The 26,129-nt window shown below is 72.0% G+C and carries 24 protein-coding genes; 4 read left to right on the top strand and 20 right to left on the bottom strand.

Translation table 11 applies throughout. The annotated features are described in order from the left end of the window. Nucleotides 1-289 precede the first annotated feature (289 nt). From kynU to BX283_RS20545, 12 genes are all read right to left on the bottom strand, one after another. Nucleotides 290-1,480, bottom strand: a complete 1,191-nt coding sequence (gene kynU, locus BX283_RS20490; protein WP_101389016.1) for a kynureninase — start codon at nucleotides 1,478-1,480, stop codon at nucleotides 290-292. Beyond that, the gene (locus BX283_RS20495) at nucleotides 1,473-2,324 is read right to left on the bottom strand and encodes a tryptophan 2,3-dioxygenase family protein (protein ID WP_101389017.1); all 852 of its coding nucleotides are present in this window, start codon (nucleotides 2,322-2,324) and stop codon (nucleotides 1,473-1,475) included. The genes kynU and BX283_RS20495 overlap by 8 nt, the downstream gene beginning before the upstream one ends. 145 nt (nucleotides 2,325-2,469) lie before the next feature. Further along, on the bottom strand, nucleotides 2,470-3,273 hold the full coding sequence (locus BX283_RS20500) for a DUF3152 domain-containing protein (RefSeq protein ID WP_257583298.1): 804 nt from the start codon (nucleotides 3,271-3,273) through the stop codon (nucleotides 2,470-2,472). 169 nt (nucleotides 3,274-3,442) lie between these two features. After that, nucleotides 3,443-3,856 carry a DUF3151 domain-containing protein gene (locus BX283_RS20505; protein ID WP_101389018.1) on the bottom strand — a complete coding sequence of 138 codons (414 nt, stop codon included), beginning with the start codon at nucleotides 3,854-3,856 and terminating at the stop codon, nucleotides 3,443-3,445. A 396-nt stretch (nucleotides 3,857-4,252) separates the two neighbouring features. Further along, complete coding sequence (locus BX283_RS20510; protein WP_101389019.1) at nucleotides 4,253-5,710, bottom strand: MFS transporter; 1,458 nt, start codon at nucleotides 5,708-5,710, stop codon at nucleotides 4,253-4,255. A gap of 97 nt (nucleotides 5,711-5,807) precedes the next feature. Further along, nucleotides 5,808-6,830 (bottom strand): class II fructose-bisphosphate aldolase, encoded by a 1,023-nt coding sequence (fbaA, locus tag BX283_RS20515; RefSeq protein WP_101389020.1) that lies wholly within the window; start codon nucleotides 6,828-6,830, stop codon nucleotides 5,808-5,810. A 338-nt stretch (nucleotides 6,831-7,168) separates the two neighbouring features. Continuing rightward, nucleotides 7,169-7,708 (bottom strand): orotate phosphoribosyltransferase, encoded by a 540-nt coding sequence (pyrE, locus tag BX283_RS20520; protein WP_101389021.1) that lies wholly within the window; start codon nucleotides 7,706-7,708, stop codon nucleotides 7,169-7,171. A gap of 27 nt (nucleotides 7,709-7,735) precedes the next feature. Then, on the bottom strand, nucleotides 7,736-8,542 hold the full coding sequence (locus tag BX283_RS20525) for an aldose epimerase (protein WP_101389022.1): 807 nt from the start codon (nucleotides 8,540-8,542) through the stop codon (nucleotides 7,736-7,738). A gap of 69 nt (nucleotides 8,543-8,611) precedes the next feature. Beyond that, nucleotides 8,612-9,442 (bottom strand): SRPBCC domain-containing protein, encoded by an 831-nt coding sequence (locus tag BX283_RS20530; RefSeq protein WP_101389023.1) that lies wholly within the window; start codon nucleotides 9,440-9,442, stop codon nucleotides 8,612-8,614. Between the two features lie 71 nt (nucleotides 9,443-9,513). Continuing rightward, nucleotides 9,514-11,094, bottom strand: a complete 1,581-nt coding sequence (locus tag BX283_RS20535; protein WP_101389024.1) for a polyamine aminopropyltransferase — start codon at nucleotides 11,092-11,094, stop codon at nucleotides 9,514-9,516. Between the two features lie 122 nt (nucleotides 11,095-11,216). Then, on the bottom strand, nucleotides 11,217-11,741 hold the full coding sequence (locus tag BX283_RS20540; protein ID WP_101389025.1) for a DUF2617 family protein: 525 nt from the start codon (nucleotides 11,739-11,741) through the stop codon (nucleotides 11,217-11,219). 332 nt (nucleotides 11,742-12,073) lie between these two features. Next, a complete protein-coding gene (locus BX283_RS20545) occupies nucleotides 12,074-12,358 on the bottom strand; it encodes a hypothetical protein (RefSeq protein ID WP_101389026.1) in 285 nt (94 codons plus the stop codon). Nucleotides 12,359-12,476: 118 nt separating this feature from the next. Here BX283_RS20545 and BX283_RS20550 point away from each other — a divergent pair, with 118 nt between their 5' ends. Next, nucleotides 12,477-13,691: a pyridoxal phosphate-dependent aminotransferase gene (locus tag BX283_RS20550; protein WP_101389027.1), complete on the top strand. Its 1,215-nt coding sequence runs from the start codon at nucleotides 12,477-12,479 to the stop codon at nucleotides 13,689-13,691. Nucleotides 13,692-13,869: 178 nt separating this feature from the next. Beyond that, a complete protein-coding gene (locus BX283_RS20555; RefSeq protein ID WP_257583300.1) occupies nucleotides 13,870-14,925 on the top strand; it encodes a glycosyltransferase family 39 protein in 1,056 nt (351 codons plus the stop codon). A gap of 10 nt (nucleotides 14,926-14,935) precedes the next feature. Here the strand turns inward: BX283_RS20555 and BX283_RS20560 are convergent, their stop codons facing one another. Together BX283_RS20560 and clpB are read right to left on the bottom strand one after the other, a co-directional pair. Further along, the gene (locus tag BX283_RS20560; protein WP_101389029.1) at nucleotides 14,936-15,475 is read right to left on the bottom strand and encodes a YbjN domain-containing protein; all 540 of its coding nucleotides are present in this window, start codon (nucleotides 15,473-15,475) and stop codon (nucleotides 14,936-14,938) included. Between the two features lie 114 nt (nucleotides 15,476-15,589). Continuing rightward, nucleotides 15,590-18,202: an ATP-dependent chaperone ClpB gene (gene clpB, locus BX283_RS20565; protein ID WP_101389030.1), complete on the bottom strand. Its 2,613-nt coding sequence runs from the start codon at nucleotides 18,200-18,202 to the stop codon at nucleotides 15,590-15,592. 133 nt (nucleotides 18,203-18,335) lie between these two features. Between clpB and BX283_RS20570 the strand changes: the two genes are divergently transcribed. After that, nucleotides 18,336-18,788: a pyridoxamine 5'-phosphate oxidase family protein gene (locus tag BX283_RS20570; protein ID WP_101389031.1), complete on the top strand. Its 453-nt coding sequence runs from the start codon at nucleotides 18,336-18,338 to the stop codon at nucleotides 18,786-18,788. A 113-nt stretch (nucleotides 18,789-18,901) separates the two neighbouring features. On the opposite strand, the gene BX283_RS20575 is transcribed toward BX283_RS20570, so the two are convergent. Continuing rightward, nucleotides 18,902-19,219 (bottom strand): (2Fe-2S)-binding protein, encoded by a 318-nt coding sequence (locus tag BX283_RS20575; RefSeq protein WP_101389032.1) that lies wholly within the window; start codon nucleotides 19,217-19,219, stop codon nucleotides 18,902-18,904. Between the two features lie 398 nt (nucleotides 19,220-19,617). Here BX283_RS20575 and BX283_RS20580 point away from each other — a divergent pair, with 398 nt between their 5' ends. Beyond that, nucleotides 19,618-20,544 (top strand): helix-turn-helix transcriptional regulator, encoded by a 927-nt coding sequence (locus BX283_RS20580; protein WP_229847983.1) that lies wholly within the window; start codon nucleotides 19,618-19,620, stop codon nucleotides 20,542-20,544. Nucleotides 20,545-20,725: 181 nt separating this feature from the next. Here BX283_RS20580 and BX283_RS20585 read toward each other — a convergent pair whose 3' ends face one another. From BX283_RS20585 to dnaK, 5 genes are all read right to left on the bottom strand, one after another. After that, nucleotides 20,726-21,604 carry a sigma-70 family RNA polymerase sigma factor gene (locus tag BX283_RS20585; protein WP_101392480.1) on the bottom strand — a complete coding sequence of 293 codons (879 nt, stop codon included), beginning with the start codon at nucleotides 21,602-21,604 and terminating at the stop codon, nucleotides 20,726-20,728. A 138-nt stretch (nucleotides 21,605-21,742) separates the two neighbouring features. After that, a complete protein-coding gene (locus BX283_RS20590; RefSeq protein WP_101389033.1) occupies nucleotides 21,743-22,189 on the bottom strand; it encodes a heat shock protein transcriptional repressor HspR in 447 nt (148 codons plus the stop codon). Nucleotide 22,190: 1 nt separating this feature from the next. Further along, on the bottom strand, nucleotides 22,191-23,372 hold the full coding sequence (dnaJ, locus tag BX283_RS20595) for a molecular chaperone DnaJ (protein ID WP_101389034.1): 1,182 nt from the start codon (nucleotides 23,370-23,372) through the stop codon (nucleotides 22,191-22,193). A gap of 45 nt (nucleotides 23,373-23,417) precedes the next feature. Continuing rightward, entirely contained in the window at nucleotides 23,418-24,059 is a 642-nt protein-coding gene (gene grpE / locus BX283_RS20600) for a nucleotide exchange factor GrpE (RefSeq protein ID WP_101389035.1), read from the bottom strand. Beyond that, a complete protein-coding gene (gene dnaK / locus BX283_RS20605) occupies nucleotides 24,059-25,912 on the bottom strand; it encodes a molecular chaperone DnaK (RefSeq protein ID WP_101389036.1) in 1,854 nt (617 codons plus the stop codon). Before dnaK ends, grpE begins: the two co-directional genes overlap by 1 nt. Nucleotides 25,913-26,129 lie beyond the last annotated feature (217 nt).

The raw sequence follows: 26,129 nt of genomic DNA on the forward strand, positions 1-26,129 counted from the left end.
CCGCGCCCCTAAACCCACCTTCGTCTGCGGGCCGTGGCCGGTTGCTCGCGCAGTTCCCCGCGCCCCTAGGGGGTACGGGTGGCGGGCGATTGCGAGTGCGAGGGCGAAGCCGAGCACTTTAGGGGCGCGGGGAACTGCGCGACCAGCCACAGACAACCCGCAGACAAACGGCATCCGGGGTGCAGGGGCCGCAGGCCCCGCCCAAGGGGTCCGGGGGCGAAGCCCCCGGGAGAGCCACCTTCGCCCCCTCCCACCCCCGGAGGGTTTAGGGAAGGGGCGGGGTGGGGGGCTAACCCAGCGTTGTCGACAGCGCGCGCGCCGCCCTCTCCGCATCCCCGAACCCCACATACAGCGGCGTGAAGCCGAAGCGCAGGACATCGGGGCGCCGGAAGTCACCGACGACCCCCGCCGCGATGAGCCCCGCCATCACCGCCCCCGCGTCCTCGCAGCGGAGCGCCACCTGACTCCCCCGCTCCCCATGCGCGACCGGGGTCACAGAAGCCACCCGCCCCTCCGGCACATACGCCGCCACGCACTCCAGGAAGAAGTCCGTCAGCGCCAGCGACTTCGCCCGGACGGAGTCGATCGAGACGCCCGTCCAGACGTCGAGGGCCGACTCCAGCGCCAGCATGGACAGGATGTCCGGCGTGCCCACCCGGCCCCGCACCGCCCCGGAACCCGGCACGTACTCCCCCCGCATCCCGAAGGGATCCTCGTGCGAGTTCCAGCCGGGAAGGGGCGAGTCGAAGGACGCCTGGTGGTCGCCCCGTACGTACAGGTACGCGGGCGAACCCGGCCCGCCGTTCAGGTACTTGTAGGTGCAGCCCACCGCGAAGTCCACCCCGTGCGCCTCCAGGCCCACCGGCAGCGCGCCCGCGCTGTGGCACAGGTCCCAGACCGCCAGAGCCCCCGCCGCGTGCGCGGCCGCGGTGATGCCGGGCAGGTCGTGCAGCCGGCCCGTGCGGTAGTCGACGTGGTTGACCAGGATCGCCGCCGTACGCGGACCGACGGCCGCCGCCATCTCGCCGGGCGCGACCGGACGCACCACCCGGCCCGTCATCCGCGCCGCGGACCCCGCCACGTACCCGTCCGTCGGGAACGTGGACTCGTCGACCAGGATCTCGTCGCGGTCGGAGGGCGCCAGGCGCACCGCCGCCACCAGGGCCTTGAAGACGTTCACACTCGTGGAGTCGCCCACCACGATCCGGCCCGGCGCGGCGCCGACCAGCGGCGCTATACGGTCGCCGATCCGCTCCGGCGCCGTCCACCAGCCGCTCTCGTCCCAGGAGCGGATGCGCAGCTCGCCCCACTCGTGGGCGATGACCTCCTGCATCCGCGCCGGAACGTGGCGCGGCAGCGCGCCCAGCGAGTTGCCGTCGAGGTAGACGGTGGCGTCGTCGAGGGCGAACAGGTCGCGGTGCTTGGCGAGTTCGTCTGCGGCGTCCAGCGCCGCGGCCTTGCCGGCCAGGGACTCAGACATGGCTGCGCGCCGTCCACAGCTCGGGGAACACGTTCTTCGCCGCGCGCTTCTCCAGCCAGGCCACGCCCGCCGAACCGCCCGTGCCGGTCTTCGCGCCCATCGCTCTCCTCGTCGCCACCAGATGGTCGTTGCGCCAGCGCCACACCAGCTCGCCCACATCGGTCAACGCCTCGCCCAGGCGCACGAGTTCCCCGTTCTGGTCCCCGGCGTAAAGTTCCGCCCAGACCGCCTCGACCTGCGGCGACGGCTCGTACCGCTGGGAGAGGTCGCGGTCGAGGACGGCGGCCGGGACGGCGTACCCGCGGCGCGCCAGCAGCGCCAGCACCTCGTCGTACAGGCTCGGCTCCTGGAGCGCCTTCTCCAGCTCGGCGTGCGCGCGCGGCGCGCCCCGGTGCGGCACCAGCATGGACGCCGACTTCTCGCCGAGCAGGAACTCCATCCGGCGGTACATCGCCGACTGGAAGCCGGAGCCCTCGCCGAGGGCCGCGCGGTAGGAGTTGAACTGCGCCGGGGTGAGCTGGGCGAGCGGCGTCCAGGACGCGTTGAGCGCCTCCAGCTCGCGTACGGACCGCTTGAGCGCGTCCACGGCCACCTGCACCCGGTCCTCGCGCAACGCGCGCGTGGCGGTCTCCCACTCGTGGACGATCACGGTGAACCACAGCTCCATGACCTGGGTGGTGACCAGGAAGACCATCTCGCCGGGGTCGTCCGAGCGCAGGTGCTGGAGGTGGGTGAGGACGTCCGCCTGGACGTAGTCCTCGTACGGCGTGGTGCCCGCGAAGTCCAGATGGGGGGCGGCCTCGGCGGCTGCGGCGGCTCCGGCGGTTTCCACCGGTTCGGACATCTTTGATGACATCGCTGTCTCCCTGATGTGTCCGGGTAGCGGTCCGCCCCTTCCTTCATCGGCATCGGAGCCCCGGTCCCCACCCGCATCATAAGCACGCCCCGCCCACCCTCGTCAGGGCACGGAAAGTGGTCTACGGCACGGTCTACGGCACGGCCGGGCCCTCCACGAAGGTGCCGTCCTTCGCGTACGGCCACGCGTTGGACCTGCACCCCTTGAGGCCCTTGATCTGCTGCATCATCACCGGCGCCGCCCTGCCCGCGCCCGGGCACTCCATGTGCTGGTGGAAGCCGATCATGTGGCCGATCTCGTGGTTGATGATCAGGTGCCGGTACTCGGCGGGCGGCCCGTCGTACTGCGGCGAGCCCTTCACCCAGCGCTTCAGATTGACCACGACACCGCCGGCGACCTCGCAGTTCAGCTCGCCGTGGGTGTCGCCGTTGGCCGCGCAGAGCCGGTCCGTGGTGGCCGGGGTGGCGATCTTTATGGTCACGTCGGCGCTGTCGCCGCCGGAGACCAGCTGGAACCGGCCACGTCCGTGCGCGGCCCAGCTGCGGGGGTGGGCGAGTATCGCCTGGACCTCGGTGGCGGCCTGGCGCGGCGAGACGTCGACGCCGTCCTCGACGAGCACCTTGTAGCGGCGCAGCGGGCCGCCCGTGCCGACGGGCGCGCCGGAGGCGTCGGCGGGGGTGAAGGTGCCGGGCCCGGCGGCGGGGAGAGGGGCGCGGGAGCCGAGGGGGGACTCGGCGGCGTATCCGGGCTCGGGGGTGTCGCTGTCGCCGCCGCGCCACTCGGCGAGTGCGGAGCCGCAGATGAGGGCGAGTCCGAGGAGCCCGCCCACGAGGAGCAGGGCGCGCGGGTGGCGCCGGTCCGAGCGTCTGCCCCGGCCAGGGGGTCGGGTGCGGCCACGGCCATTACGGGCTCCGCTGCGGGCTGCTCGCTTGCCCAAGACAGACTTCTCCCCTTGTCACGGCTGGAGTTGGGGGGAAGAGGTGTGGGGCCTCGTGCGCCAGCGCCGGATATGATCCGCGGTTTTCGGTTAGTTGTCCTGTAATCGATGGTGCGTGCGATCGTACCGCCCGTACGGAAATTGTCCGGGCGGTACGCGTCCGCGCAGGTCAGCCCAGCGTGTCGGCGGCGAGCGGCGAGGAGTCCCGCAGGAACGTGGTGCAGCGCTCGAACTCGGCCTGTTCGCCGATGGCTTGGGCGGCACGGGCCAGCGCGTGCAGGGCGCGCAGGAAGCCGCGGTTGGGCTCGTGCTCCCACGGCACCGGGCCGTGGCCCTTCCAGCCGGCGCGGCGCAGCGAGTCGAGGCCGCGGTGGTAGCCGGTGCGGGCGTACGCGTACGACTCGACCGTGCGGCCCGCGTCGAACGCGTCGTCCGCGAGCTGCGCCCAGGCGAGGGAGGAGGTGGGGTACTTGGCGGCGACGTCGGCGGGGGCGGCGCCCTGCGCGAGCAGGTCGCGCGGTTCGGGGTCGTCGGGGAGGTGGGTCGGGGCGGGCCCGCCGAGCAGGTTCTCGTGAATGGACATGCCTCCAGTCTGCCGCGTCCACGTCCCACCGGGGGTCTGGCCCCTCCCCGCCCCTTCCCTAAACCCTCCGGGGGTGGGTGGAGGTGGAGGTGGCTCTCCCGGGGGCTGCGCCCCCGGACCCCGTCTGCGGGGCCTGCGGCCCCTGCACCCCGCTTCGTTCGTCTGCGGCCCATGGCCGGTTGCTCGCGCAGTTCCCCGCGCCCCTTAGATGCCGCTGCGCGGCAATCCCCTGGGCGGCCCGCAGGGGCGCTTCTAGGGGCGCGGGGAACTGCGCGACCAGCCGACCACGGTCCGCACGTCCAGAGGGCTTAGGGGCGCGGGGAACTGCGCGACGAGCCGTCCACGGTCCGCAGACGAACCAAGGGGGCCCGGGGGCGAAGCCCCCGGCAGCCCCGGTCACACCCCCCGGTCCCGCTCCAGCGGCGGCGTCACCCCGCACGACACCCGGCACTCCGGATGGCACACCCCCACCGGCGGACGCCGGACCGTCAGGTATGCCAGCACCGCCCCCACCACCAACACCCCCGCACACACCGGCATCGCCCGCCGGAACGTCGACCCGAACTCCGCCGCCGAGCGGTACGCCGACGGGGACATGCCCGCCACCAGAGGCAGCGCGGCCACCGCCAGCAGCCCCGCCGCCCGCGCCGCCGCGTTGTTGATTCCGCTCGCCAGCCCCGCCCGCCCCGCGTCCACCGACCCGAGCACCGTCGCCGTGAGCGGCGCGACCAGGGTCACCATGCCGAGGCCCAGGACGACGACCGCGGGAAGCACGTCCCGTACGTACGACGCGTCCACCCCCACCCGCAGCATCAGCAGCATCCCGGCCGCGCACAGCAGCGGCCCGACCGTCAGCGGTATGCGCGGGCCTATGCGCTCACCCAGCGCGCCCGAGCGGGCCGAGAGCAGGAGCATCAAGGCCGTGGTGGGGAGCAGGGCGGCGCCCGCGCCCAGGGCCGAGTACCCGGCCACCACCTGGAGCTGGAGCGCCGCCAGAAAGAAGAAGCCGCCGAACGCCGCGTACACGCACACCGTCACCACGTTCACCGCCGTGAACTGGCGCGAGGCGAAGACCTCCGGCGGCAGCATGGGGTCCGGCAGGCGGCGCTCCAGGCGGACGAAGGCGATGCCCAGCAGGAGGCCCGCCGCCGCCGCGCCGAGCACCAGCGGCGACGCCCCCTGTCCGGGCGCCTCGATCAGCGCGTACGTCACCAGCGCGAGCGCCAGCGCCCCAAGCACCGCCCCCGTGACGTCGAACCGGGCCGTGTGCACGCGCGCGTCCTTGGACTCCGGTACGTGCCGCAGCGCCACCGGGACGCACAGCGCGGCCAGCGGGACGTTCAGCAGGAAGACCCAGCGCCAGCCGGGGCCGTCCACCAGCCAGCCGCCCAGGAACGGGCCGACGGCCGCGCCGACCCCGCCGAGCCCGGACCAGACGCCGACCGCCCTGGCCCGGTCGTCGGGGTGGAAGCTCGCCTGGATGAGGGCGAGCGAGCCGGGGGTGAGGAGCGCGCCGCCTATGCCCTGGAGGGCGCGGGCGGCGATCAGGACGCCCGCGCCGGGCGCGATGCCGCACAGCAGCGACCCGGCGGCGAACCAGACGACGCCGAAGACGAAGACCTTGCGCCGGCCGTACCGGTCGCCCAGCGCCCCGCCGAGCAGGATCAGCCCGGCGAGCGTGAGCATGTACGCGTTCACGGTCCACTGGAGCACCGCCATGTCCGCGTCCAGGTCCGCCCCGATGCGCGGCAGGGCCACATTGACCACGGTCGAGTCGAGCATCGCCATCCCGGACCCGAGCACGGTCGTGAACAGCACCCACCGCCCCGCCGCCGTGCCCATCCGTACGCTCATGGATCCACTCTCGCCGAACGCACGAGACCCGGCACCCCCCGAGCGGGGGAGGCCGGGCCTCGTGCGGGGGAGCGCGGGCGGCGGGCCCGCGCGCCCGTTACTTCAGCTTCGTGCCGGTCGAGCGCAGGTTCGCGCACGCCTCGGTGACGCGCTTGGCCATGCTCGCCTCGGCGAGCTTGCCCCAGGTGCGCGGGTCGTACGTGGACTTCTTGCCGACCTCGCCGTCGACCTTCAGGACGCCGTCGTAGTTGCGGAACATGTGGTCCGCGACCGGGCGGGTGAAGGCGTACTGGGTGTCGGTGTCGAGGTTCATCTTCACGACGCCGTTCTCCAGGGCGGTCGCGATCTCCTGCTCGGTGGAGCCGGAGCCGCCGTGGAAGACGAAGTCGAACGGGGAGGCCTTGCCGTACTTCGCGGCGACGCCCTCCTGGAGGTCCTTGAGGAGCTCCGGACGCAGCACGACGTTGCCCGGCTTGTAGACGCCGTGGACGTTGCCGAAGGAGGCGGCCAGCAGGTAGCGGCCCTTCTCGCCCAGGCCCAGGGCCTCGGCGGTGCGCAGCGCGTCGTCGACGGTCGTGTACAGCTCGTCGTTGATCTCGTGGCTGACGCCGTCCTCCTCGCCGCCGGTCGGGGTGATCTCGACCTCAAGGATGATCTTGGCGGCGGCGGCCTTGGCGAGCAGCTCCTGGCCGATGGCCAGGTTGTCCGCGAGGGTCTCGGCGGAGCCGTCCCACATGTGCGACTGGAAGAGCGGGTTCAGACCCTTGGCGACGCGCTCGGCCGAGACCTCCAGGAGCGGACGTACGTAACCGTCCAGCTTGTCCTTGGGGCAGTGGTCGGTGTGCAGCGCGACGGTGATGTCGTACTTGGCGGCGACGACGTGCGCGAACTCGGCCAGGGCGACCGCGCCGGTGACCATGTCCTTGTTGTACTGGCCACCCAGGAACTCGGCACCGCCGGTGGAGATCTGGATGATGCCGTCGCTCTCGGCCTCCGCGAAGCCGCGCAGCGCAGCGTGCAGGGTCTGGGTCGAGGTCACGTTGATGGCCGGGTAGGCGAACTTGCCTGCCTTCGCCCGGTCGAGCATCTCGTTGTAGACCTCGGGGGTTGCGATGGGCATCTGTCCGCTCCTTGTGATGTGCGGGGTGTGCGATATGTGCTGGCCCTGACCTGGGGGCGACGTCATCGTCGCGGCCCATCTTTCCAGACTCTGCGCCCGGCTCCACCCTGCGGACGGACGAGGGGGCTGCCGTTTCACGTGAAACGGCAGCCCCCTCGGGGAAAGCACAGGTCAGAGCCGGTACGGGCGGGATCGAGGACCTAGGTCACCACTTTCGGAGTGCCCGTCAGGCGATCTTGCCGGGTACCCCGGACCGGTTACGGCCGCGGCGGCATTCCGGGCATTCCGCCCGTTGTGCCAGGCCCCCGTGACACCCGGTCCGGTCGCGCCGGGCCCGGTTACGCCAGGCCCAGGTCGCCCAGCCGGTACCCCGTGAGGTACGTCAGACCCGCCTCGGCGATCGCGTCGGCCGCGCCCCGGTCGACGATCGTGGCGACGGCCACGACCTCGCCGCCCGCCTCGCGCACCGCCTCGACGGCCGTCAGCGGCGAGCCGCCGGTGGTGGAGGTGTCCTCGACCACCAGGCAGCGGCGGCCCTTGACGTCCGTGCCCTCGATGCGGCGCTGCATGCCGTGCGCCTTCTGCGCCTTGCGCACGACGAAGGCGTCCAGGCGCTGCCCGCGCGCGGCCGAGGCGTGCAGCATCGACGTCGCCACCGGGTCGGCGCCCAGGGTCAGCCCGCCCACGCAGTCGAAGTCCAGGTCGGCGGTGAGGTCGAGCATGACCTGACCGACCAGCGGCGCGGCCTCGCCGTCCAGCGTGATCCGGCGCAGGTCGATGTAGTAGTCGGCTTCCCGACCCGAGGAGAGGGTCACCTTGCCGTGCACCACGGCCTTGTCCTTGATCTGCTGGAGCAGGTCAGCGCGTACGTCAGTCATGCCCGCCAGCTTAAAGGCGCCGCCGGCTCAGAGCCGCCGCCAGCTCCAGGTCGTCGCGAGCTCCAGCGGGTCCACCGGCGTCACCAGCCTCGGCAGCGTGTTGAGGCCGTTGGGCGGGCCGGACTGGGGCTCCACGCACACCGCCGCCTCCTGCTCGTCGTAGACGACCACCCATTCGCTGCGACTGGTCACCTTCAGCTCCAGCTGCTCCGGCCAGGTGAGGGTGACATCGACGCCGTCGGGCATGCCGAAGCAGTCGTCCCAGGGACCGGGCAAGGGGTCGATACGGCGGCCGGTGGGCAGATGGTCGTCGCCGCGCTCCTCCTGCCAGGCGGGGGTGAACCCGAGCCGTACGTCCTCGCCGCCCAGGTTCCGCAGGAACCACGGGTGCCAGCCGACCTGCGCGGGGAAGGAGTCGCCGTACGTCTCGACGCCCATGGTGAGCGTCAGCGCGTTCTCGAACAGCTCGAAGATCTGGGTGACGCGACCGGTGTACGGCCACGGCTCGGCCAGGTCGTACGTGAAGTGGGCCTCGGCGTGGCCGGACTCGGTCTCCCCGGTGCGCACCCGCTTCCAGACGGTGTCGCGGCCGGTGCCGTGGATGGCGTGCGGCGGGGAGTTCAGCGGCAGCTGGTACTTGGTGCCGCCGTTGCGGAACTCGCCGTGCTCGATGCGGCCGCACCAGGGGACCATCGGGAACGAGCCGTAGTGCTCGCCCTGGCGCAGCACCTCCGTACCGCCGATGCGCAGGCTCTCGATCCGGCATCCGAGGTCCGGACGGACCGTCAACTCGACGTCGCCGGCCGCCAGCCGGACACTCTTGTCGCTACTCACGCCCCCGACACTACTTGCGTCACCGCACGCGCCGGAGCGCGCGCCGCCGTGTTGGCCCCAGTGGTGCGGTCAGCGGCGGCGGCGCAGGGCGCGTCCGACCACCACGGCGGAGGCGAGCGCGAGGGCCGCGGCCGGGGCGACCCAGCGCAGCGTGGCCCCGCCGGCGCCGGCCGGGGCGGGCACCGGTGCGTACCGCCCGCGCGGCGGCGCGTGGTCGACCTCCTCGGCGCTGCGCCCGATCATGGTCCGGCGCGCGTGCGCGGCCTCGGCGGGTACGTAGTCCGCGTCCCCGGGGACGTCGAACTCCTCCTCCGCGAGCGGATCGAGCGAGGGCGGCGGGACGACGGCGTCGAAGACGGAGGGGCCGGTGCCGTCGGAGGCGCCGGCGGCGCTGCCGGTCCCGGACGCGGTCGGCCCCGCGGGGTCCGCCTCGGACTCGTCGCCGGGCTCTTCGCCCGGCTCGTCGCCGGATGCGGCGCCCGCGTCGGCCGCCAGCGCCGCGCCGAAACGGTCCAGCAGCCGGGCCGCCGACGCCCTGGCGCCCTCCGGGGTCGCCGTGGCCACGCGGCCGTCCGCCGTCGCCGTGGCGGTGAAGGCGAGGCGGGTGCCCTCGGCCTCGGGGGCGAGGCGCAGGGTGAGGGAGAACTTCGCGGCGCCGGTGCCGCGCGCCTCCGTGCCCTGCGCCTCCACGCCGAAGGTGTCCTCGTCGAGCTCGGTGATCCGCAGCGTGCCCCGGTAGGTGATCGTGTGCCCCTCGACGCGGAGCTTCAGCCGCCCGGCCACCGGTGGCTCGCCGGCGTCCTGCTGCAGGCCGGGGACGCAGCGGGCGACCCTCGCCGGGTCCCGCAGCGTCTGGCGGAGTGACTGGACCTCAACCGGAACGAACACCTCATGCTCCATGGGAAACGAGCCTACTCAGGGGCGGCCGCCACGTCTGCGCAAACGCCGCGACCGGCGGCGGCGAACCCCCCTCATCCCGTATAGCGCGGGTGCACCAGCGTCGACGGGGGCAGCTCGGCGCGGGGGCGGGCGTCCGCCAGGGGCTCCAGCTCGGGGGCGAGCGGGGCCCCCGGCGGCCCGGACGGCGAGGCCAGGACGAAGCCCCAGTCGTGCGGGGCCTTCGTGGCGTCCGAGGCGCGGTCGGGGCCCGCCGTGAAGCCCGTGAGGCGGCCCGTCGCGCGATACGGCACGGTCCACAGGCCCGCCGCCCGTACCGTCGACTCCACCGTCCAGTACGTGTGCTCGCGCGTCGCGACCGGGCCCGCGTGCACCACGATCCGCCCGCCCGGCGCCAGCACCCGCGCGGCCAGGCCGAAGAACTCCTCCGAGTAGAGCTTGGTGCTCGGGGTGATGCCCGGGTCCGGCAGATCGGAGACCACCACGTCGAACGGCCCGGCCGACCGGCCGGGACCCCGCAGCCAGCCGAACGCGTCCGCGACCACCGGCCGCACCCGCCGGTCGTCGTACGCATGGCCGTTCAGCGCCGACAGGGCCGGGTCGTGGCGGGCCAGGTCGACCACGCCCGCGTCGAGTTCGACCAGGGTCACCGCGCGCACGCCCGGGGTGCGCAGCGCCTCGCGCGCGGCGAGGCCGTCCCCGCCGCCCAGGATCAGCACCCGTCCGTGCGGTCCGGACTCCATGGCGGGGCCCACCAGCGCCGAGTGGTAGCGGTGCTCGTCGCGGCCGCTGACGCGCAGCCGGCCGTCGAGGAAGAGGTCGAGCGGGCCGCCGGGGCCGTGCCCGGTGCGGCTGCCGGTGAGGACGATCTCCTGCACCCCGGTCTGCACCGCGACCCGCACCTGCCCCCCGTACACCGCGCGCCGCGCCGCCTGCTCGAAGGCGCCGACCAGGGCCGTGGTCGTCGCGAGCACCGCGAGGACCAGCACGTTCGCCGTGAAGAGCCACCAGCGCGCGCGTGGGGTGAGATCGCGCCGGAACAGCCACAGCACCAGCGCGCCGCCCGCGACCGCGTTGACCGCGCCGGTCAGCAGCGCTCCCGTCAGCTGGCCGAGCAGCGGCAGCAGCAGGAAGGGGAAGGCGAGGCCGCCGACGAGCGCTCCCACGTAGTCGGCGGCGAACAGGTCCGCGACCGTGCCGCCCGGGTCCTGCCGGGAGACCCGCTGGATCAGGGTCATCAGGAGCGGGATCTCCGCGCCGATGAGCACGCCGATCGCGAGCGAGAACGCCACCAGCGCGTACCGCGCGCCCCCGAGCCAGGCGAACGTCGCGTACAGCACCATCGCCGAGCAGCCGCCTACCAGGGCGAGGGCCGCCTCGATCATGCCGAAGCCGACGGCGGCGTGCAGCCGCAGCCGTTTGGCGAGCAGGGAGCCGATGCCCATGGCGAAGACCATCACGGACAGCACGACGGAGGCCTGGGTGACCGAGTCGCCGATCAAGTACGAGGCGAGGGCGACCAGTTCGAGTTCGTAGACGAGTCCGCAGGCCGCGCAGATGAACACGGTGCCGAGCACGATGAACCGCGCGGTGCTGCGCCGGGGCGCCGGCGGCGGGATGCCACAGGGCAGGACGGGCACAGACGGTTCGATCATGATGGGAACGCTACGTCACGACTCGCTGGCATCCTGTCACCCACACGAGTGCAACTCGCGCACTGCGGAGGGAATTACGGTCTCCGGAGTGGCGGTGCACCCCCTCCTGCCTGCACGCATTCTCAGAGCGCGACGGGCGCCGCCATCCGGACACCGACCCTCGTACGGGTCACCACCAACTGCCCTTCCTGCGGGTACGCGTGCCAGGTCCGCCAGCGCACCTGGCCCTCGCTGCGCTGCGCGAGCATCGCGGTGAACGCGTGCGGCGAGCCGGGAAACGTCCCTGCAAGGCCGTTGGGGTGGTCGGCGACCAGCGCGAGGAGCTCCTGGGCGCGCCCCGCGAACGAGCCCCCGGACAGCGTCTCCACCCGCGCGGCGAACTCGTACTCCCACTCCCCGAGACGTTTCGCCACCCCGAGGGGCAGCGGCGTGCTGCTTCCGGGCATACAGGCCACGGTCTCCGAACAGGAGCCCCTTTCCTCTTCGAGGAGGACCTGGTGGGAGGCGCCGAGCAGCCTCAACTGGAGCTTGGCGCCGGACAGTTCGAGGTCGAGGACGGCCAGCGCGGGCAGCGGCTCCCGGCCCAGAGCCCAGGCGAGGTCACTGGCACGCGTGTCGGTGTAGACGGTCTTGAGAGTCGTGAGCATGGGTGGGCTCCGCAAAAACACACATGTGGAGGGTGGACGACCGGGGTCACCCCGGAACCGGTGCGAGGGAAGGGGGACCGCTGCTCAGGTCCGCCCGGTGGGGGGTCCGTGGGCTGCGTTTCTCATCAGCGAGGGAATCATGAAGTGCGCGGCGCTCACAGCGTTTTTACCCAACTTGACGTGGTTTCCATCCCCTCGGATGCAACCCGGTTCAACTGTTCAACCCGTGGGTGCGCGCGAAGGCGCCCGGCGGGTTTCTGCCCGCCGGGCGCGCGGAAGGGGCGTGCGGACGGAATCGGCTGCCCCGTGTCAGCCGCGACCGCCGCAGACCGTCAGCTGGAGCCGCCGCAGCCGCCGCCCCCGCCTCCGCAGGACGAACCGCCCCCGCAGGAGGAGTGGCCGCCGCCGCACGAGTGGCCTCCGTGGTGGCCGTGGCCGCCACCGCCGCCGCCGCTGTCACCCGCCCACCAGGATCCGACGGAGGAGCCGCCGGAGCCGGACGCCCCCGAGCCGCGCCCGTACCACCCGCGCCGCCACCGGGCGTTGCTCCCCCGGGTCAGCCTGCCGACGACGTACCAGATCAGTACGAGTACGGCCCCCGCGATGACATATCCCATCTCCCCCACCGTCCTTCGGTCCGCTGTCCTCAGGGACAGCCGTCCTGCGTGACAGGGGGATGCCCTCCGCCCACGCGCGCGAAAGCAGACTTGAGCAACTCCAGAGGTTCCGCGCAGGATGGCGGCCATGACCTCCAGCGCGCGCCCTCTTCTGAACCGCCGCCTCGCCGAGTTCGGCACCACGATCTTCGCCGAGATGTCCGCCCTCGCGGCGAGGACCGGAGCCATCAACCTCGGCCAGGGCTTCCCCGACACGGACGGCCCCGAGGAGGTGCGCGAGGCCGCGGTACGGGCGCTGCGCGACGGGCGCGGCAACCAGTACCCGCCGGGCCCGGGCGTGCCCGAGCTGCGCACCGCCATCGCGGACCACCAGCAACGGCGCTACGGGCTCGCCCTCGACCCGGACCGCGAGGTGCTGGTGACGGCCGGCGCCACCGAGGCGATCGCGGCCGCGCTGCTGGCCCTGGTGGAGCCGGGGGACGAGGTGATCGCGCTGGAGCCGTACTACGACTCGTACGCCGCCTGCATCGCGATGGCGGGCGGCACCCGCGTCCCGGTGACCCTGCGGCCGAGGACCGAAGAGGGCGAGCGGCGCTTCGTGCTCGACCTCGACGAGCTGCGCGCCGCCGTCACCCCGCGCACCCGCCTCATCCTGCTCAACACCCCGCACAACCCCACCGGGACCGTGCTCACGCGCGCGGAGCTGACGGCGGTCGCCGAGCTGGCGTGCGAACGGGACCTGCTGGTGGTGACCGACGAGGTGTACGAGCACCTGGTCTTCGACGGCGAGCACGTGCCGCTCGCCACGCTGGAGGGCATGCGGGAGCGCACGCTGACGATCGGCTCGGCGGGCAAGACGTTCTCCTTCACCGGCTGGAAGGTCGGCTGGGCCACCGGCGCGCCCGAGCTGGTCGCGGCCGTCCGCTCGGCCAAGCAGTTCCTCACGTACGTGGCCTCCGGGCCCTTCCAGTACGCGGTCGCCGAGGCGCTGCGGCTGCCGGACGCGTACACCGACGGGATGCGCGAGGACCTGCGGGCCAAGCGGGACCTGCTGAGCGAGGGCCTGGCGGCGGCGGGCCTCGCGGTGTACCGCCCGGCGGGCACGTACTTCGTCACCACCGACATCCGCCCGCTGGGCGCGGAGCTCTCGCACGGCGGCGACGGCTTCGCCTTCTGCCGGGCGCTGCCGGAGCGCTGCGGGGTGGTGGCGATTCCCAACGCCGTCTTCTACGACCACCGGGACGCGGGCGCGCCTTTCGTCCGATTTGCCTTCTGCAAGAGGGAGAGTGTGCTCGAAGAGGCCGTCTCCCGGCTGAAGGCGCTCGCGGGCTGAGAGCCAGGGGCAGGCCCGCGGGACCGACTACGCGCGCGCCCGGAGGTGCACCCTGTCCGCCGAGATCACCGCCCTCGTACGCCGGTCCGGCGCCGCCCTGGCCACGCCGCGACGGCTGACCGCGCTGCGCCGGGCGGCCCCGGCGCTCGGCCTGTTCGCCGCCGCCCGGCTCACCGGGATGCTGTGCCTGGCGGGCTGGGCCTGGCATCTGGGGCGCTCGCCGCGCGCGCTGCTCGCGTTGACGTGGGACGCCGACTGGTACATCAAGATCGCGGCGAACGGCTACGGGCGGACGCTGTACTGGCCGGGCGGGGTGGTCCAGAGCGACCTGGCGTTCTTCCCGCTCTACCCGAGCCTGCTGCGGGCGGTGACCACCGCGCTGCCGGTGGCGGGCGGCACGGCCGGGCTGCTGGTCTCCTGGACGGCGGCGGCCGTGGCGGCCTGGGGCGTCTACGCGGTCGGCGAGCGCCTGGCGGGCCGCCGCACGGCGACCGCCCTGGTGCTCCTGTGGGGCCTGCTGCCGCACTCCATCGTGCTGTCGATGGCGTACACCGAGCCCGTGATGACGGCGCTGGCCGCCTGGGCGCTCTGGGCGGTCCTGGAGCGGCGCTGGCTGTGGGCGGGCGCCCTGGCGGCCCTGGCGGGCCTCTCGCGGCCGAACGCGGTCGCGGTGGCAGCGGCGGTCACCGCGGCCGCCGCAGTGGCCCTGTGGCGCGGCGGGCGGGCCGCACGGGGGGACTGGCGGGTGTGGGCGGCGGGGTTCGCGGCGCCGCTCGGCTGGTGCGGATACGTCCTGTCGGTCGGCGCCCGAAAAGGTGATCCGCTGCGCGGCTACTTCGCGGTCCAGGCCGCCTGGACGTCCAGGTTCGACTTCGGCCGCGGCACGCTGCGCTTCGTACGGAAGCTGGCGACCGGGCCGTACCACCTCGGCTACACCATGGCGTTCATGATCACGGCGGCGGCGCTGCTCCTGTTCGCCCTGTTCCTGCTGGAGCGGCCGCCGCTGCCCGTGCTGGTCTACACGGCGGTGCTGGTCCTGATCACGGTCGGCGGGTCGGGCTTCTTCGAGTCGAAGCCGAGGTTCCTGCTCCCGGCCTTCCCGCTGCTGCTGCCGCCGGCGGCCGCGCTGACGAAAGCCCGGCCGAGGGCGGCGGTCATGGTGACCGCGGCCCTGGCCGGGCTGTCGTTCGCGTACGGGGCGTATCTGCTGACGCTGGCCCCGATGGCGCTGTGAGCTCCGCGGCTCAGGCGTCGCCGCCGGGGGCGTCGCCCTCGTCGTCGCCCTCGGCGTCCTTCTCCAGGCCGAGCTGCTCCACGAGCCACTTGTCGAACTCGATCGAGGCGCGGACCCAGCTGACGGTCGACGACACGAAGTGCTCCAGGGCGACGCCGGTGCCGATCAGCATCTGCGCCTCACCGATGAGGCGGACGGCGCCGTCGTCGTGGGTGTGCGTGTAGACCTTCGGCCACAGGGTGCGGCGGTTCCAGTCGTCGATCGTCTCCAGCAGCGCGAGCTTGTCGTCGATGCTGTGCGGGCGGTCGTAGAAGGTCCGCACCGAGAAGACCTGCTGGTCCTCCTCGCCGCGGAACATGAAGTACGTGCGGAACTCCTCCCACGGCGCGGCGAGGTCGCCCTCGTCGTCCACGACGTACTTGAGCTCCATCTGCTCCAGGAGCTGCTTGACCAGGTCCTGGTCGGGTACGACGGGCCCGGCCGGTCCACCGGTGGGCTGCGGGCCGGGCTGAGCCCCGAAATTCGGAATCGAGGACGGGTCGATGCTCATCGTGAATCTTCCTTCGTACGGTTCCGGTCATCCTCCCCCATGCCGGGCGGGGGCTGGCAACCCCCGCCACGGGTATCCGCTGACGGCTGACCGAATCAGTGCGGGCGGGCCGGTCTACAGGTGCTTTCCGGTCGCCGCGCCGACGATCAGACCGTCGCCGAACCGGTCGACGCGGACCGTGTCGCCGTCCTTGACCTCGCCCGCCAGGATCTCCTTGGCGAGCCGGTCGCCGATGGCGGTCTGGATGAGGCGGCGCAGCGGGCGGGCGCCGTACGCGGGGTCGTTGCCCTCGTCGGCCAGCCAGGCCAGGGCCTCGGGGGTGACCTCCAGGGTGAGGCGGCGGTCGGCCAGGCGCTTGGCGAGGCGGGCGATCTGGAGCTCCGCGATGTGCGCCAGCTCGTCCTTGGTGAGGGCCGAGAAGACCACCAGGTCGTCCAGGCGGTTGAGGAACTCCGGCTTGAAGCTCGCCCTCACCACCTCCAGGACCTGCTGCTTCTTCTCCTCCTCGGAGGTCAGCGGCTCCACCAGGTACTGACTGCCCAGGTTCGACGTCAGCACCAGGATCGTGTTGCGGAAGTCGACCGTGCGGCCCTGGCCGTCGGTGAGGCGGCCGTCGTCGAGGACCTGGAGCAGGACGTCGAAGACCTCCGGGTGCGCCTTCTCGACCTCGTCGAGCAGGACCACGCTGTACGGGCGGCGGCGGACCGCCTCGGTGAGCTGGCCGCCCTCCTCGTACCCCACGTACCCGGGCGGGGCACCGACCAGACGGGCCACGCTGTGCTTCTCGCCGTACTCCGACATGTCGATGCGGACCATCGCCCGCTCGTCGTCGAAGAGGAAGTCGGCCAGTGCCTTGGCCAGTTCCGTCTTGCCCACGCCGGTCGGGCCGAGGAAGAGGAACGAGCCGGTCGGGCGGTCGGGGTCGGCGATGCCCGCCCTCGTACGGCGGACCGCGTCCGAGACCGCGCGGACCGCCTCGCTCTGGCCGATCAGACGGCGGCCCAGCTCGTCCTCCATACGCAGCAGCTTCTGCGTCTCGCCCTCCAGGAGGCGCCCGGCGGGGATGCCGGTCCAGGCGCCGACCACGTCCGCGATGTCGTCCGCGCCGACCTCGTCCTTGACCATGCTGGACTTGGTGTCGGCGCTCTTCGCGGCCTCCTCCTCGGCCTCGGAGGCCGCCTCCAGCTCGCGCTCCAGGGTCGGGATCTCGCCGTACAGCAGCTTGGAGGCGGTGTCGAAGTCGCCGTCGCGCTGGGCGCGCTCGGCCTGGCCGCGCAGGTCGTCGAGGCGCTCCTTGAGCTCGCCGACCCGGTTCAGGCCCTCCTTCTCCTTCTCCCAGCGGGCGGTGAGGCCGCGCAGGTCCTCCTCCTTGTCGGCGAGGTCGCGGCGGATCCTCTCCAGGCGCTCCTTGCTCGCCGCGTCCGTCTCCTTGGACAGGGCCAGCTCCTCCATACGGAGGCGGTCGACCGCCCGCTGGAGCTCGTCGATCTCCACGGGGGAGGAGTCGATCTCCATACGGAGGCGCGAGGCCGCCTCGTCGACCAGGTCGATCGCCTTGTCGGGCAGGAAGCGGGAGGTGATGTACCGGTCGGACAGGGTCGCGGCCGCCACCAGCGCGCTGTCCGCGATCTGCACCTTGTGGTGCGCCTCGTACCGGCCCTTGAGGCCGCGCAGGATCGCGATGGTGTCCTCGACCGTGGGCTCGGCGACCAGGACCTGCTGGAAACGGCGCTCCAGGGCGGGGTCCTTCTCGATGCGCTCGCGGTACTCGTCGAGCGTGGTGGCGCCCACCATCCGCAGCTCGCCCCGGGCCAGCATCGGCTTGAGCATGTTGCCCGCGTCCATGGCCGAGTCGCCGCCCGCGCCCGCGCCGACGACCGTGTGCAGCTCGTCGATGAACGTGACGATCTGGCCGTCGCTCGCCTTGATCTCGGCCAGGACGGTCTTCAGGCGCTCCTCGAACTCGCCCCGGTACTTCGCCCCGGCCACCATCGCGCCGAGGTCCAGCGAGACGAGCCGCTTGTTCTTCAGGGACTCCGGGACGTCGCCCTTCACGATCCGCTGGGCCAGGCCCTCCACGACGGCGGTCTTGCCCACGCCGGGCTCACCGATGAGCACCGGGTTGTTCTTGGTGCGCCGGGAGAGCACCTGCACCACCCGGCGGATCTCCTGGTCCCGGCCGATGACCGGGTCGAGCTTGCCCTCGCGGGCCGCGGCCGTGAAGTCCGTGCCGAACTTCTCCAGGGCCTTGTACTGGCCCTCGGGGTCGGGGGTGGTCACCCGCCGTCCTCCTCGTACTGTCTCGAATGCCTCAAGGAGCTTCTTCGCGGTGGCGCCCTGCCCGTCGAGCAGCTCGCCGGTCCGGCCGCCCTTGGCGGCGAGGCCGATGAGCAGGTGCTCGGTGGAGAGGAAGTCGTCGCCCAGCTCCTTGGCGCGCCGTGCGGCGTCGGCGATGACGGCCAGCAGTTCGCGGTCGGGCTGCGGCGGGGCGACCGTGGACCCGGTCACGCTGGGCAGCGCGGCGAGCAGCCGCTCCGCCCCGGACCGCACGGCCGCCTGGTCGGCGTCGACGGCCGCCAGCAGGTCGACGATGTTCTCGTTCTCCTCGCCCGTCAGGAGGGCGAGGAGCAGGTGTGCGGGCGTCAGGTCCGGGTGTCCGTCGGACACGGCCCGGTTGCTGGCCGCGTTGATCGCGTCCCGGCTCTTGTTGGTCAGCTCGGCGTCCACGTGCGGTCTCTCCTCCTCGGCGTAGGGGTCAGAACTCCATGACTCGTCCAGCGTACATAAAGTTGAGCCTATTCCGCTCAAGTCGGCTGGACGGGTTTCGGCGCGGGTCCGGGTCCGGCGTAGGTTTCGGCGCATGACCACGACCACGGAGCCGGCCGCCGTCCCGGCCACCCGCACCCGTACCCCGCTGGACCCCCGCCGGCCCGACCCGGCCTACCTCGGCTTCTGGCGCGAGCGGCACCTGTGCACGCTGACGACCCCGCGCCCGGACGGCAGTCCGCACCTGGTGCCGGTGGGGGTCACGTACGACCCGGAGGCGGGGGTGGCCCGGGTGATCGCCAACAGGTCGAGCAAGAAGGTCCTGAACGTGCTGGCCGCGGGGCCCGAGGGGGCGCGCGCCGCGGTCTGCCAGGTGGACGGGCGCCGCTGGGCGACGCTGGAGGGGCGGGCCTTCGTGCGTACGGAGCCGGGGCCGATCGCCGAGGCGGTGGCGCGGTACGCCGAGCGGTACGGGCGGGTGCCGCGCGAGAACCCGGACCGGGTGCTGATCGAGATCGTCCTGGAGCGGGCGATGGGCAAGGGCTGAGCGGGCCCTCGAACGTACGGGCGCAGCACAGCGGCGCCACCGTGTTCAGGTCCACGATGGCGCCGCTGTGTGGGGGAAGCGCCTGAGCGATTTAGAACGACGGGGGAATCGCTTCAGGCACTGCGGGGGGTGGCGGTAGATGACTCGGGGTCGAACAGCTGGTGGTCACGCTGGTCCAGATTGACGAACACCATGCCGTACCTCACGGCACAGCGGATCGGCTGCGGCGCCCCTCGTGGCCGGCGGAGGCACCGGTAGGCGCGGACGTCTTCGTCGTCCTCACGGGCGACCAGGATCGGCTCGCCGAACAGGGTGACCATCAACGAATCGCCACGATGGGGAATCGCCGTGACGAGGTCGATGAAGTGCCACCCCGAGCGGTAGGCCGTGGCCATCTCGCGCCGGAAGACCCGGTCGTCCGGCGGGATCATGCGCCGACACCCGCGGGCGCGACCTCCCAGGTGGGCTCCACCGGAGCCGCCAGGACCCGCGTCACCGGCTTGTGCTCCCAGGTGGGCTCTCCCGGAGCCGCTACGGTTCCGTGGGACGGCTTGCTCTCCCACGTGGGTTCCCCACTCGCGGCGAGAGCGCAAAGAGCAGCCGTGACAACGGCTATAGCGCTAAGTGCTCGAACCATCCTGCTCATGGCCGATCTCCACCTCTTTATGATCATTCCCTCCCCCCGCGCATAAGACGATGGCTCACTCTGAGCGCTTCCACCAGCGAGGCCAGGCATCATGTTCCTGTAATTCAGGAGTATGAGGGGGGTGTAATCCGGTTGTATCAGGGGCACTTCGGACATAGTCATGGCCCTACAGACCTGTGCGAGATGGGCAAGACCCTCTACGCCACCGCGTTGCGTACCGGCGGAATAACTCGCACGGAAGCCCAGGCCGCTCCCTGTCTCATCGATCTCGCGCTGCTGCGGCCCGATGCGGACGACGCGGAGCAGCTGCGGCCCGTCCCTCCCTCCGTCGTCCTGAACCAGCTCGTGCAGCCGCTGGAACGCGAGATCCAGGAGCGCAGGAAGCTGTCGATGTCGCTGGCCAGTACGTTCGAGCCATTCATGGCCATCACCAGCGAAGACGCGGCAAGCACCCATGCGATCACGGTCCTTGAGGGGCTCGAACTCATCAACGCGACGCTGGACCGCGTCATCGACGAGTGCACCAAGGAGCTGCTGACCATCCAGCCCGGCAGCGGACGCAGACCCGAGACCCTGGAGTCGGGCCTGCGCCGGGTCCAGCCGCTGCTCGACCGGGGCGTCGACATGCGCACCCTCTACCAGCACACGGCCCGCCACCACTCCGCGACCATCGGATACGTGGAGCGCATCGCGCCGTACGGGCTCGAGGTGCGCACGCTGGAAGAGATCATCGACCGGCTGATCATCGTGGACCGCCGGGTCGCCTTCATCCCCGCGCGCAGCGACCGCCGGGTCGCGCTCGAACTGCGGCACGAGGGCCTGGTGCAGTATCTGGTCGGCGTCTTCGACCAGTTCTGGCTGCACGCGGTGCCGTGGGAGGAGGAAGTCCCGTACGCCCAGAAGGCGGAGGGCATCACGGGCGTCCAGCGCTCCATCGCCAAGCTGCTTGTGGAGGGGCACGTGGACGACTCGATCGCCCGGCGGCTCGGGATGAACGTACGCACCTGCCGCGCGCACATCGCCAAACTGAACGCCGCTCTCGGCAGCGGCAGCCGGGCCCAGCTCGGCTACCTCATCGCCCAGTCCGGAATCCTGGAGCAGGACAACTGAACACGCTTCCCAGGGGTTCGTCCGCGGACCGGTGGTGGGTTGCTCGCGCAAGTTCCCCGCGCCCCTGAAGATGCGCCCCTTCGGGGCGCCCAGGGGATTGCCGCGGAGCGGCATTTCCAGGGGTGCGGGGAACTGCGCGACCAGCCACCCACCCAGCCGCGGACAAAGACCGGGCCCACGCCTACGCCGCCAGTACCGCCAGATCCAGCCGTCGCAGCCGGTCCGGGTCCGCCCGGAGCGTGATCTCGGTGATCCGGCCGTCCTCCGCCAGCGTGAACCCGATGACGACCTTGAGGGACCCGCCCGGCGCCCACACGGCGCCCACGGTGCCGTCCACCAGCGCCAGTTGGGCGGTCCGGGCGCGGCCCTTGAACGTGCCGGCCACCGCGAGCGCGCCCCGCACCTCGTCCATCGCGCCGACCTCCACGGTCGCGCGGTCGGCCCGGACCACCACATCGGGGTCGAGCAGTGCGAGCAGCGCGTCGAAGTCGCCCGCGCGCGAGGCGGCGAAGAACGCGTCGACGACCTCCCGCTGGCGCGCCAGGTCCGCGTCCGGCACCGGAGCCGACTCCTGCACCCGGCGCCGCGCCCGGCTCGCCAGCTGCCGGGTGGCGACCGTGGAGCGCCCCACCACCGCGGCTATCTCGTCGAACGGCACCATGAACATGTCGTGCAGGACGAAGGCGATCCGCTCGGCGGGCGCCAGCGTGTTCAGGACGACCAGCATCGCCAGGCCCACCGAGTCCACGAGCAGCACCTCGTGCTCGGGGTCGCCCGGCTCCTCGTGCCCGCGCGTGCGGACCGGCACGGGCTCGTCGTACAGCAGCTCGCGCCGTGAGTCGCGCGAGCGCAGCATGTCCAGGCAGACCCGGCCCACGACGGTGGTGAGCCAGCCGCCGAGGTTCTTCACCCCGCTCGCGTCGGTGCGGCTGAGCCGCAGCCACGCCTCCTGGACGGCGTCGTCCGCCTCGTTGAGGTTGCCGAGTATCCGGTAGGCGACGGCCCGCAAGTGGGTGCGGTTGGCCTCGAACCGCTCCGCCAGCCGTTCGCCCTCGTCCACGTCCACGTTCACGGTCACTTCTTCCCCTGCCTCACCCGAAGAGGTGACACCGACTGTAGCCGCACATGCGTGTGCCCGCGCCCCAAAAGGGCGCGGGCACACGGCATTTGGGCATGACCGGCAAGGGAAGGACCGCGGTCAGTCCTGCGGCCTCTTGGGCCGCCACACGACCAGCGCGCTGGTCTGCTGCACGTCCTGGTACGGCACCAGATCGCGCCGGTACGACGCGTGGACCTGGGCCTCGCGCTGCCGCATCGCGGCCGCCGCCCCGTCCACCGCCGACGAGAGCTCGGCGACGCGCTGCTGGAGCGCGGCCACCTGGTTCTCCAGCTCGATGATGCGCTTGATGCCGGCCAGGTTGATGCCCTCGTCCTGCGACAGCGTCTGCACCGTACGGAGCAGTTCGATGTCGCGGGCCGAGTAGCGCCGGCCGCGCCCGGCCGTGCGGTCGGGCGAGACCAGGCCGAGGCGGTCGTACTGCCGGAGGGTCTGCGGATGCAGACCGGAGAGCTGAGCGGCGACCGAGATGACGTACACCGGCGATTCGTCGGTCAGTTCGTACGGATTGCGTCGTCGGCCGTCCATCTCATGCTCCCTTCGCGGCCTGGAACAGTTCTGCCCGCGGATCGTGGTCCGCAGTCGCCTCGCGGTACGCCTCCAGGGCGTCGCGCGCCTTGTCGTCGAGTTCCTTGGGCACCACGACCTCCACGGTGACCAGGAGGTCGCCGCGCGAGCCGTCCTTGCGCAGGGCGCCCTTGCCCCGGGCCCGCATCGTACGGCCGTTGGGCGTGCCCGCGGGGAGCTTCAGGGTGACCGGGGGCCCGCCGAGGGTGGGCACCTTCACCTCGCCGCCGAGCGCCGCCTCCACGAAGGTGACGGGCACGGTGACCGTGAGGTTGTCGTCCTTGCGGCCGAAGACCGGGTGGCTGTCCACGTGGACGACCACATAGAGGTCACCGGCCGGACCGCCGCGCTCGCCCGCCGCGCCCTTGCCGCGCAGCCGGATCCGCTGGCCGTCGAAGACGCCCGCCGGGATCCTGACCTGCATGGTCCGGGACGACTTGGCGCGCCCGCTGCCCTTGCAGACGTCGCAGGGGTCCTGGGCGATCAGGCCCCGGCCCTTGCAGTCCACACACGGGTCGGTGAGCGAGAAGCCGCCGCCGGTGCCGCGCGAGACCTGGCCGGTGCCGACGCACGTCGGGCACACCCGGGGCGTGCCGTTCTTGTCGCCGGTGCCCGAACAGGCCTTGCAGGGGGCCTGGCTGGAGAGCCGGATCGGGACCGTGGCCCCGTCGACCGCCTCGGTGAAGCTGAGCGTCACCTCGGACTCCAGGTCCTGGCCCCGGCGCGGCTGGGTCCGGGTGCCCGTGCCCGGACCGCCCCGGTTGAAGAGGCCGCCGAACACGTCGCCCAGGCCGCCGCCGAAGCCGCCACCGCCGCCCGCCCCGCCCTGGGCGCCCCCGAAGAGGTCGCCCAGGTCGAAGTTGAAGCTGCCGCCTCCGGCGCCCGGACCGGCCCGGAAGCCGCCGTTGCCGAAGAGGGCGCGCGCCTCGTCGTACTCCTTGCGCCGCTTGGCGTCGCCGAGGATGTCGTTGGCCTCGGAGATCTCCTTGAAGCGCTCCTCCGCCTTGGCGTCGCCCTTGTTGGCGTCCGGGTGGAACTCCCGGGCGAGCTTGCGGTACGCCTTCTTGATCTCGGCCTCGGTGGCGTCCTTGGGGACGCCGAGGACCTTGTAGTAGTCCTTCTCGACGAAGTCCTTCGTGCTCATCGACGTCCCTCCTTCCGGACGGTCACTTCATCCTCGACCGCTGCGTCAGCCCTTGTCCGGGCCACCGCTCTCCTCGTCGGCCTTGCCTTCCTTGCCCTCCTTGGCCGCGCCCGGCTGGGGCTCGGCCACGGCGACCCGCGCGGGGCGGATCGTGCGCTCGCCGATCCGGTACCCGGGCTGGAGGATGGCCACGCAGGTCGTCTCGGTGACGTCCGGCGCGTAGCTGTGCATCAGGGCCTCGTGGACCGTCGGGTCGAAGGGCTCGCCCTCCTTGCCGAACTGCTGGAGGCCCATCTTCGCGGCGACCGTCTCCAGGGACTCGGCCACCGACTTGAAGCCGCCGGTCAGCTCACCGTGCTCACGGGCCCGGCCGATGTCGTCGAGCACGGGCAGCAGCTCGGTCAGGAGGCCGGCGACGGCGATCTCCTTGACCGTGACGCGGTCCCGCTCCACGCGGCGGCGGTAGTTCTGGTACTCGGCCTGAAGGCGCTGGAGGTCCGCCGTGCGCTCACCGAGCGCCGTCTGGGCCTGGTCCAGCTGTGCCGTCAGAGCGATCTCCTTGGCTGCGTCCCCGGCCGGGGCCGCCTTCCCCTCCTCGGAGGAGTCGGCGGCCTTCGGCTCGGCGTCTTCCTGTGCGCCGGAGGGGACGTCGGGCTTCTCCTCGAAGCCCGGGGTCTCCTCAGGCATCAGGCCGCGCCACCCTTCGCGTCGCCCGGCTTCTCGTCGTCGACGATCTCGGCGTCGACGACGTCGTCCTCAGCCTTGGCCTGCTGGGCACCCTCGGCGCCCGGCGCACCCTGCGCGGCCTGGGCGTCCGCGTACATCGCCTGGCCGAGCTTCTGGGAGACGGCCGCGAGCTTCTCGGTCGCGGTGCGGATCTCCGCGGTGTCCTCGCCCTTGAGCTTTTCCTTCAGCTCGGTGACGGCGGTCTCGACCTCGGTCCTGACCTCACCGGGGACCTTGTCCTCGTTGTCCTTGAGGAACTTCTCGGTCTGGTAGACGAGCTGCTCGCCCTGGTTGCGGGACTCGGCGGCCTCGCGGCGGCGGTGGTCCTCCTCCGCGTACTGCTCGGCCTCCTCGCGCATGCGGTTGACCTCGTCCTTCGGCAGCGAGGAGCCGCCGGTGACGGTCATCTTCTGCTCCTTGCCCGTGCCCAGGTCCTTCGCGGTCACGTGCATGATGCCGTTGGCGTCGATGTCGAAGGCGACCTCGATCTGCGGGACGCCGCGCGGGGCCGGCGGCAGACCCGTCAGCTCGAACATGCCGAGCTTCTTGTTGTACGCCGCGATCTCGCGCTCGCCCTGGTAGACCTGGATCTGCACGGACGGCTGGTTGTCCTCGGCCGTCGTGAAGATCTCGGACCGCTTGGTCGGGATCGTGGTGTTGCGCTCGATGAGCTTGGTCATGATCCCTCCCTTGGTCTCGATACCGAGGGACAGCGGGGTCACGTCGAGGAGCAGGACGTCCTTGACCTCACCCTTGAGGACACCGGCCTGGAGCGCGGCGCCGATGGCGACGACCTCGTCCGGGTTGACGCCCTTGTTGGCGTCCTTGCCGCCGGTCAGCTCGCGGACGAGCTCGGCGACGGCGGGCATACGGGTGGAGCCACCGACGAGAACGACGTGGTCGATCTCGGAGAGCTGGATGCCCGCGTCCTTGATGACGTTGTGGAACGGGTGCTTGCAGCGCTCAAGGAGGTCGGCGGTCAGCTGCTGGAACTGAGCACGCGTCAGCTTCTCGTCCAGGTGCAGCGGGCCCTCGGCCGACGCCGTGATGTACGGCAGGTTGATCGAGGTCTCGGTGGACGAGGACAGCTCGATCTTCGCCTTCTCGGCGGCCTCGCGCAGGCGCTGGAGCGCCATCTTGTCCTTGGAGAGGTCCACGCCGTGGCCGGAGTGGAACTGCTTCACCAGGTAGTCGACGACGCGCTGGTCCCAGTCGTCACCACCGAGGTGGTTGTCACCGTTGGTGGCCTTCACCTCGACGACGCCGTCACCGATCTCCAGGAGCGACACGTCGAAGGTGCCGCCGCCGAGGTCGAAGACGAGGATGGTCTGGTCGTCCTTGTCCAGGCCGTACGCCAGGGCGGCCGCGGTCGGCTCGTTGACGATGCGCAGGACGTTGAGGCCCGCGATCTCACCGGCCTCCTTCGTCGCCTGACGCTCGGAGTCGTTGAAGTACGCCGGGACGGTGATGACCGCGTCGGTGACCTTCTCGCCCAGGTACGCCTCGGCGTCGCGCTTCAGCTTCTGCAGGATGAAGGCGCTCATCTGCTGCGGGTTGAAGGTCTTGCCGTCGAGGTCGATCTTCCAGTCGGTGCCCATGTGGCGCTTGACCGAGCGGATGGTCCGGTCGACGTTGGTGACGGCCTGCCGCTTGGCGACCTCACCGACGAGGACCTCGCCGTTCTTGGCGAAGGCGACGACGGACGGCGTGGTCCTGGCGCCTTCGGCGTTGGTGATGACGGTGGGCTCGCCGCCTTCGAGAACGCTGACGACGGAGTTAGTCGTGCCCAGGTCGATGCCGACCGCACGTGCCATTTTGATTCCTCCAACTGACATCTTGAGTGGAACTGACTCAAGGATGCCTCACCCGTCCCGGGCGGTCAACAGAGCTGAGTCCCCTCGGCTCAACTTTTATGTTGCGCTTAGGTGTGTGCCCGGCCTTTGTCTGCGGCCCGTCCCCAACTGGTCGCGCAGTTCCCCGCGCCCCTCAAGTGCCGCTGCGCGGCAATCCCCTGGGCGGCGCGAAGGGACG

It is taken from the genome of Streptomyces sp. TLI_146 (assembly GCF_002846415.1).
Taxonomy (GTDB): Bacteria; Actinomycetota; Actinomycetes; order Streptomycetales; family Streptomycetaceae; genus Streptomyces.

Excerpts from the sequence above, each read along its gene's own strand:
- kynU (WP_101389016.1), bottom strand. The coding sequence starts at position 1,480 with ATGTCTGAGTCCCTGGCCGGCAAGGCCGCGGCGCTGGACGCCGCAGAC.
- BX283_RS20495 (WP_101389017.1), bottom strand. The coding sequence starts at position 2,324 with ATGTCCGAACCGGTGGAAACCGCCGGAGCCGCCGCAGCCGCCGAGGCC.
- BX283_RS20505 (WP_101389018.1), bottom strand. The coding sequence starts at position 3,856 with ATGTCCATTCACGAGAACCTGCTCGGCGGGCCCGCCCCGACCCACCTC.
- BX283_RS20510 (WP_101389019.1), bottom strand. The coding sequence starts at position 5,710 with ATGAGCGTACGGATGGGCACGGCGGCGGGGCGGTGGGTGCTGTTCACG.
- fbaA (WP_101389020.1), bottom strand. The coding sequence starts at position 6,830 with ATGCCCATCGCAACCCCCGAGGTCTACAACGAGATGCTCGACCGGGCG.
- pyrE (WP_101389021.1), bottom strand. The coding sequence starts at position 7,708 with ATGACTGACGTACGCGCTGACCTGCTCCAGCAGATCAAGGACAAGGCC.
- BX283_RS20530 (WP_101389023.1), bottom strand. The coding sequence starts at position 9,442 with ATGGAGCATGAGGTGTTCGTTCCGGTTGAGGTCCAGTCACTCCGCCAG.
- BX283_RS20535 (WP_101389024.1), bottom strand. The coding sequence starts at position 11,094 with ATGATCGAACCGTCTGTGCCCGTCCTGCCCTGTGGCATCCCGCCGCCG.
- BX283_RS20540 (WP_101389025.1), bottom strand. The coding sequence starts at position 11,741 with ATGCTCACGACTCTCAAGACCGTCTACACCGACACGCGTGCCAGTGAC.
- BX283_RS20545 (WP_101389026.1), bottom strand. The coding sequence starts at position 12,358 with ATGGGATATGTCATCGCGGGGGCCGTACTCGTACTGATCTGGTACGTC.
- BX283_RS20550 (WP_101389027.1), top strand. The coding sequence starts at position 12,477 with ATGGCGGCCATGACCTCCAGCGCGCGCCCTCTTCTGAACCGCCGCCTC.
- BX283_RS20555 (WP_257583300.1), top strand. The coding sequence starts at position 13,870 with ATGCTGTGCCTGGCGGGCTGGGCCTGGCATCTGGGGCGCTCGCCGCGC.
- BX283_RS20560 (WP_101389029.1), bottom strand. The coding sequence starts at position 15,475 with ATGAGCATCGACCCGTCCTCGATTCCGAATTTCGGGGCTCAGCCCGGC.
- BX283_RS20570 (WP_101389031.1), top strand. The coding sequence starts at position 18,336 with ATGACCACGACCACGGAGCCGGCCGCCGTCCCGGCCACCCGCACCCGT.
- BX283_RS20575 (WP_101389032.1), bottom strand. The coding sequence starts at position 19,219 with ATGATCCCGCCGGACGACCGGGTCTTCCGGCGCGAGATGGCCACGGCC.
- BX283_RS20580 (WP_229847983.1), top strand. The coding sequence starts at position 19,618 with ATGGGCAAGACCCTCTACGCCACCGCGTTGCGTACCGGCGGAATAACT.
- BX283_RS20590 (WP_101389033.1), bottom strand. The coding sequence starts at position 22,189 with ATGGACGGCCGACGACGCAATCCGTACGAACTGACCGACGAATCGCCG.
- dnaJ (WP_101389034.1), bottom strand. The coding sequence starts at position 23,372 with ATGAGCACGAAGGACTTCGTCGAGAAGGACTACTACAAGGTCCTCGGC.
- grpE (WP_101389035.1), bottom strand. The coding sequence starts at position 24,059 with ATGCCTGAGGAGACCCCGGGCTTCGAGGAGAAGCCCGACGTCCCCTCC.
- dnaK (WP_101389036.1), bottom strand. The coding sequence starts at position 25,912 with ATGGCACGTGCGGTCGGCATCGACCTGGGCACGACTAACTCCGTCGTC.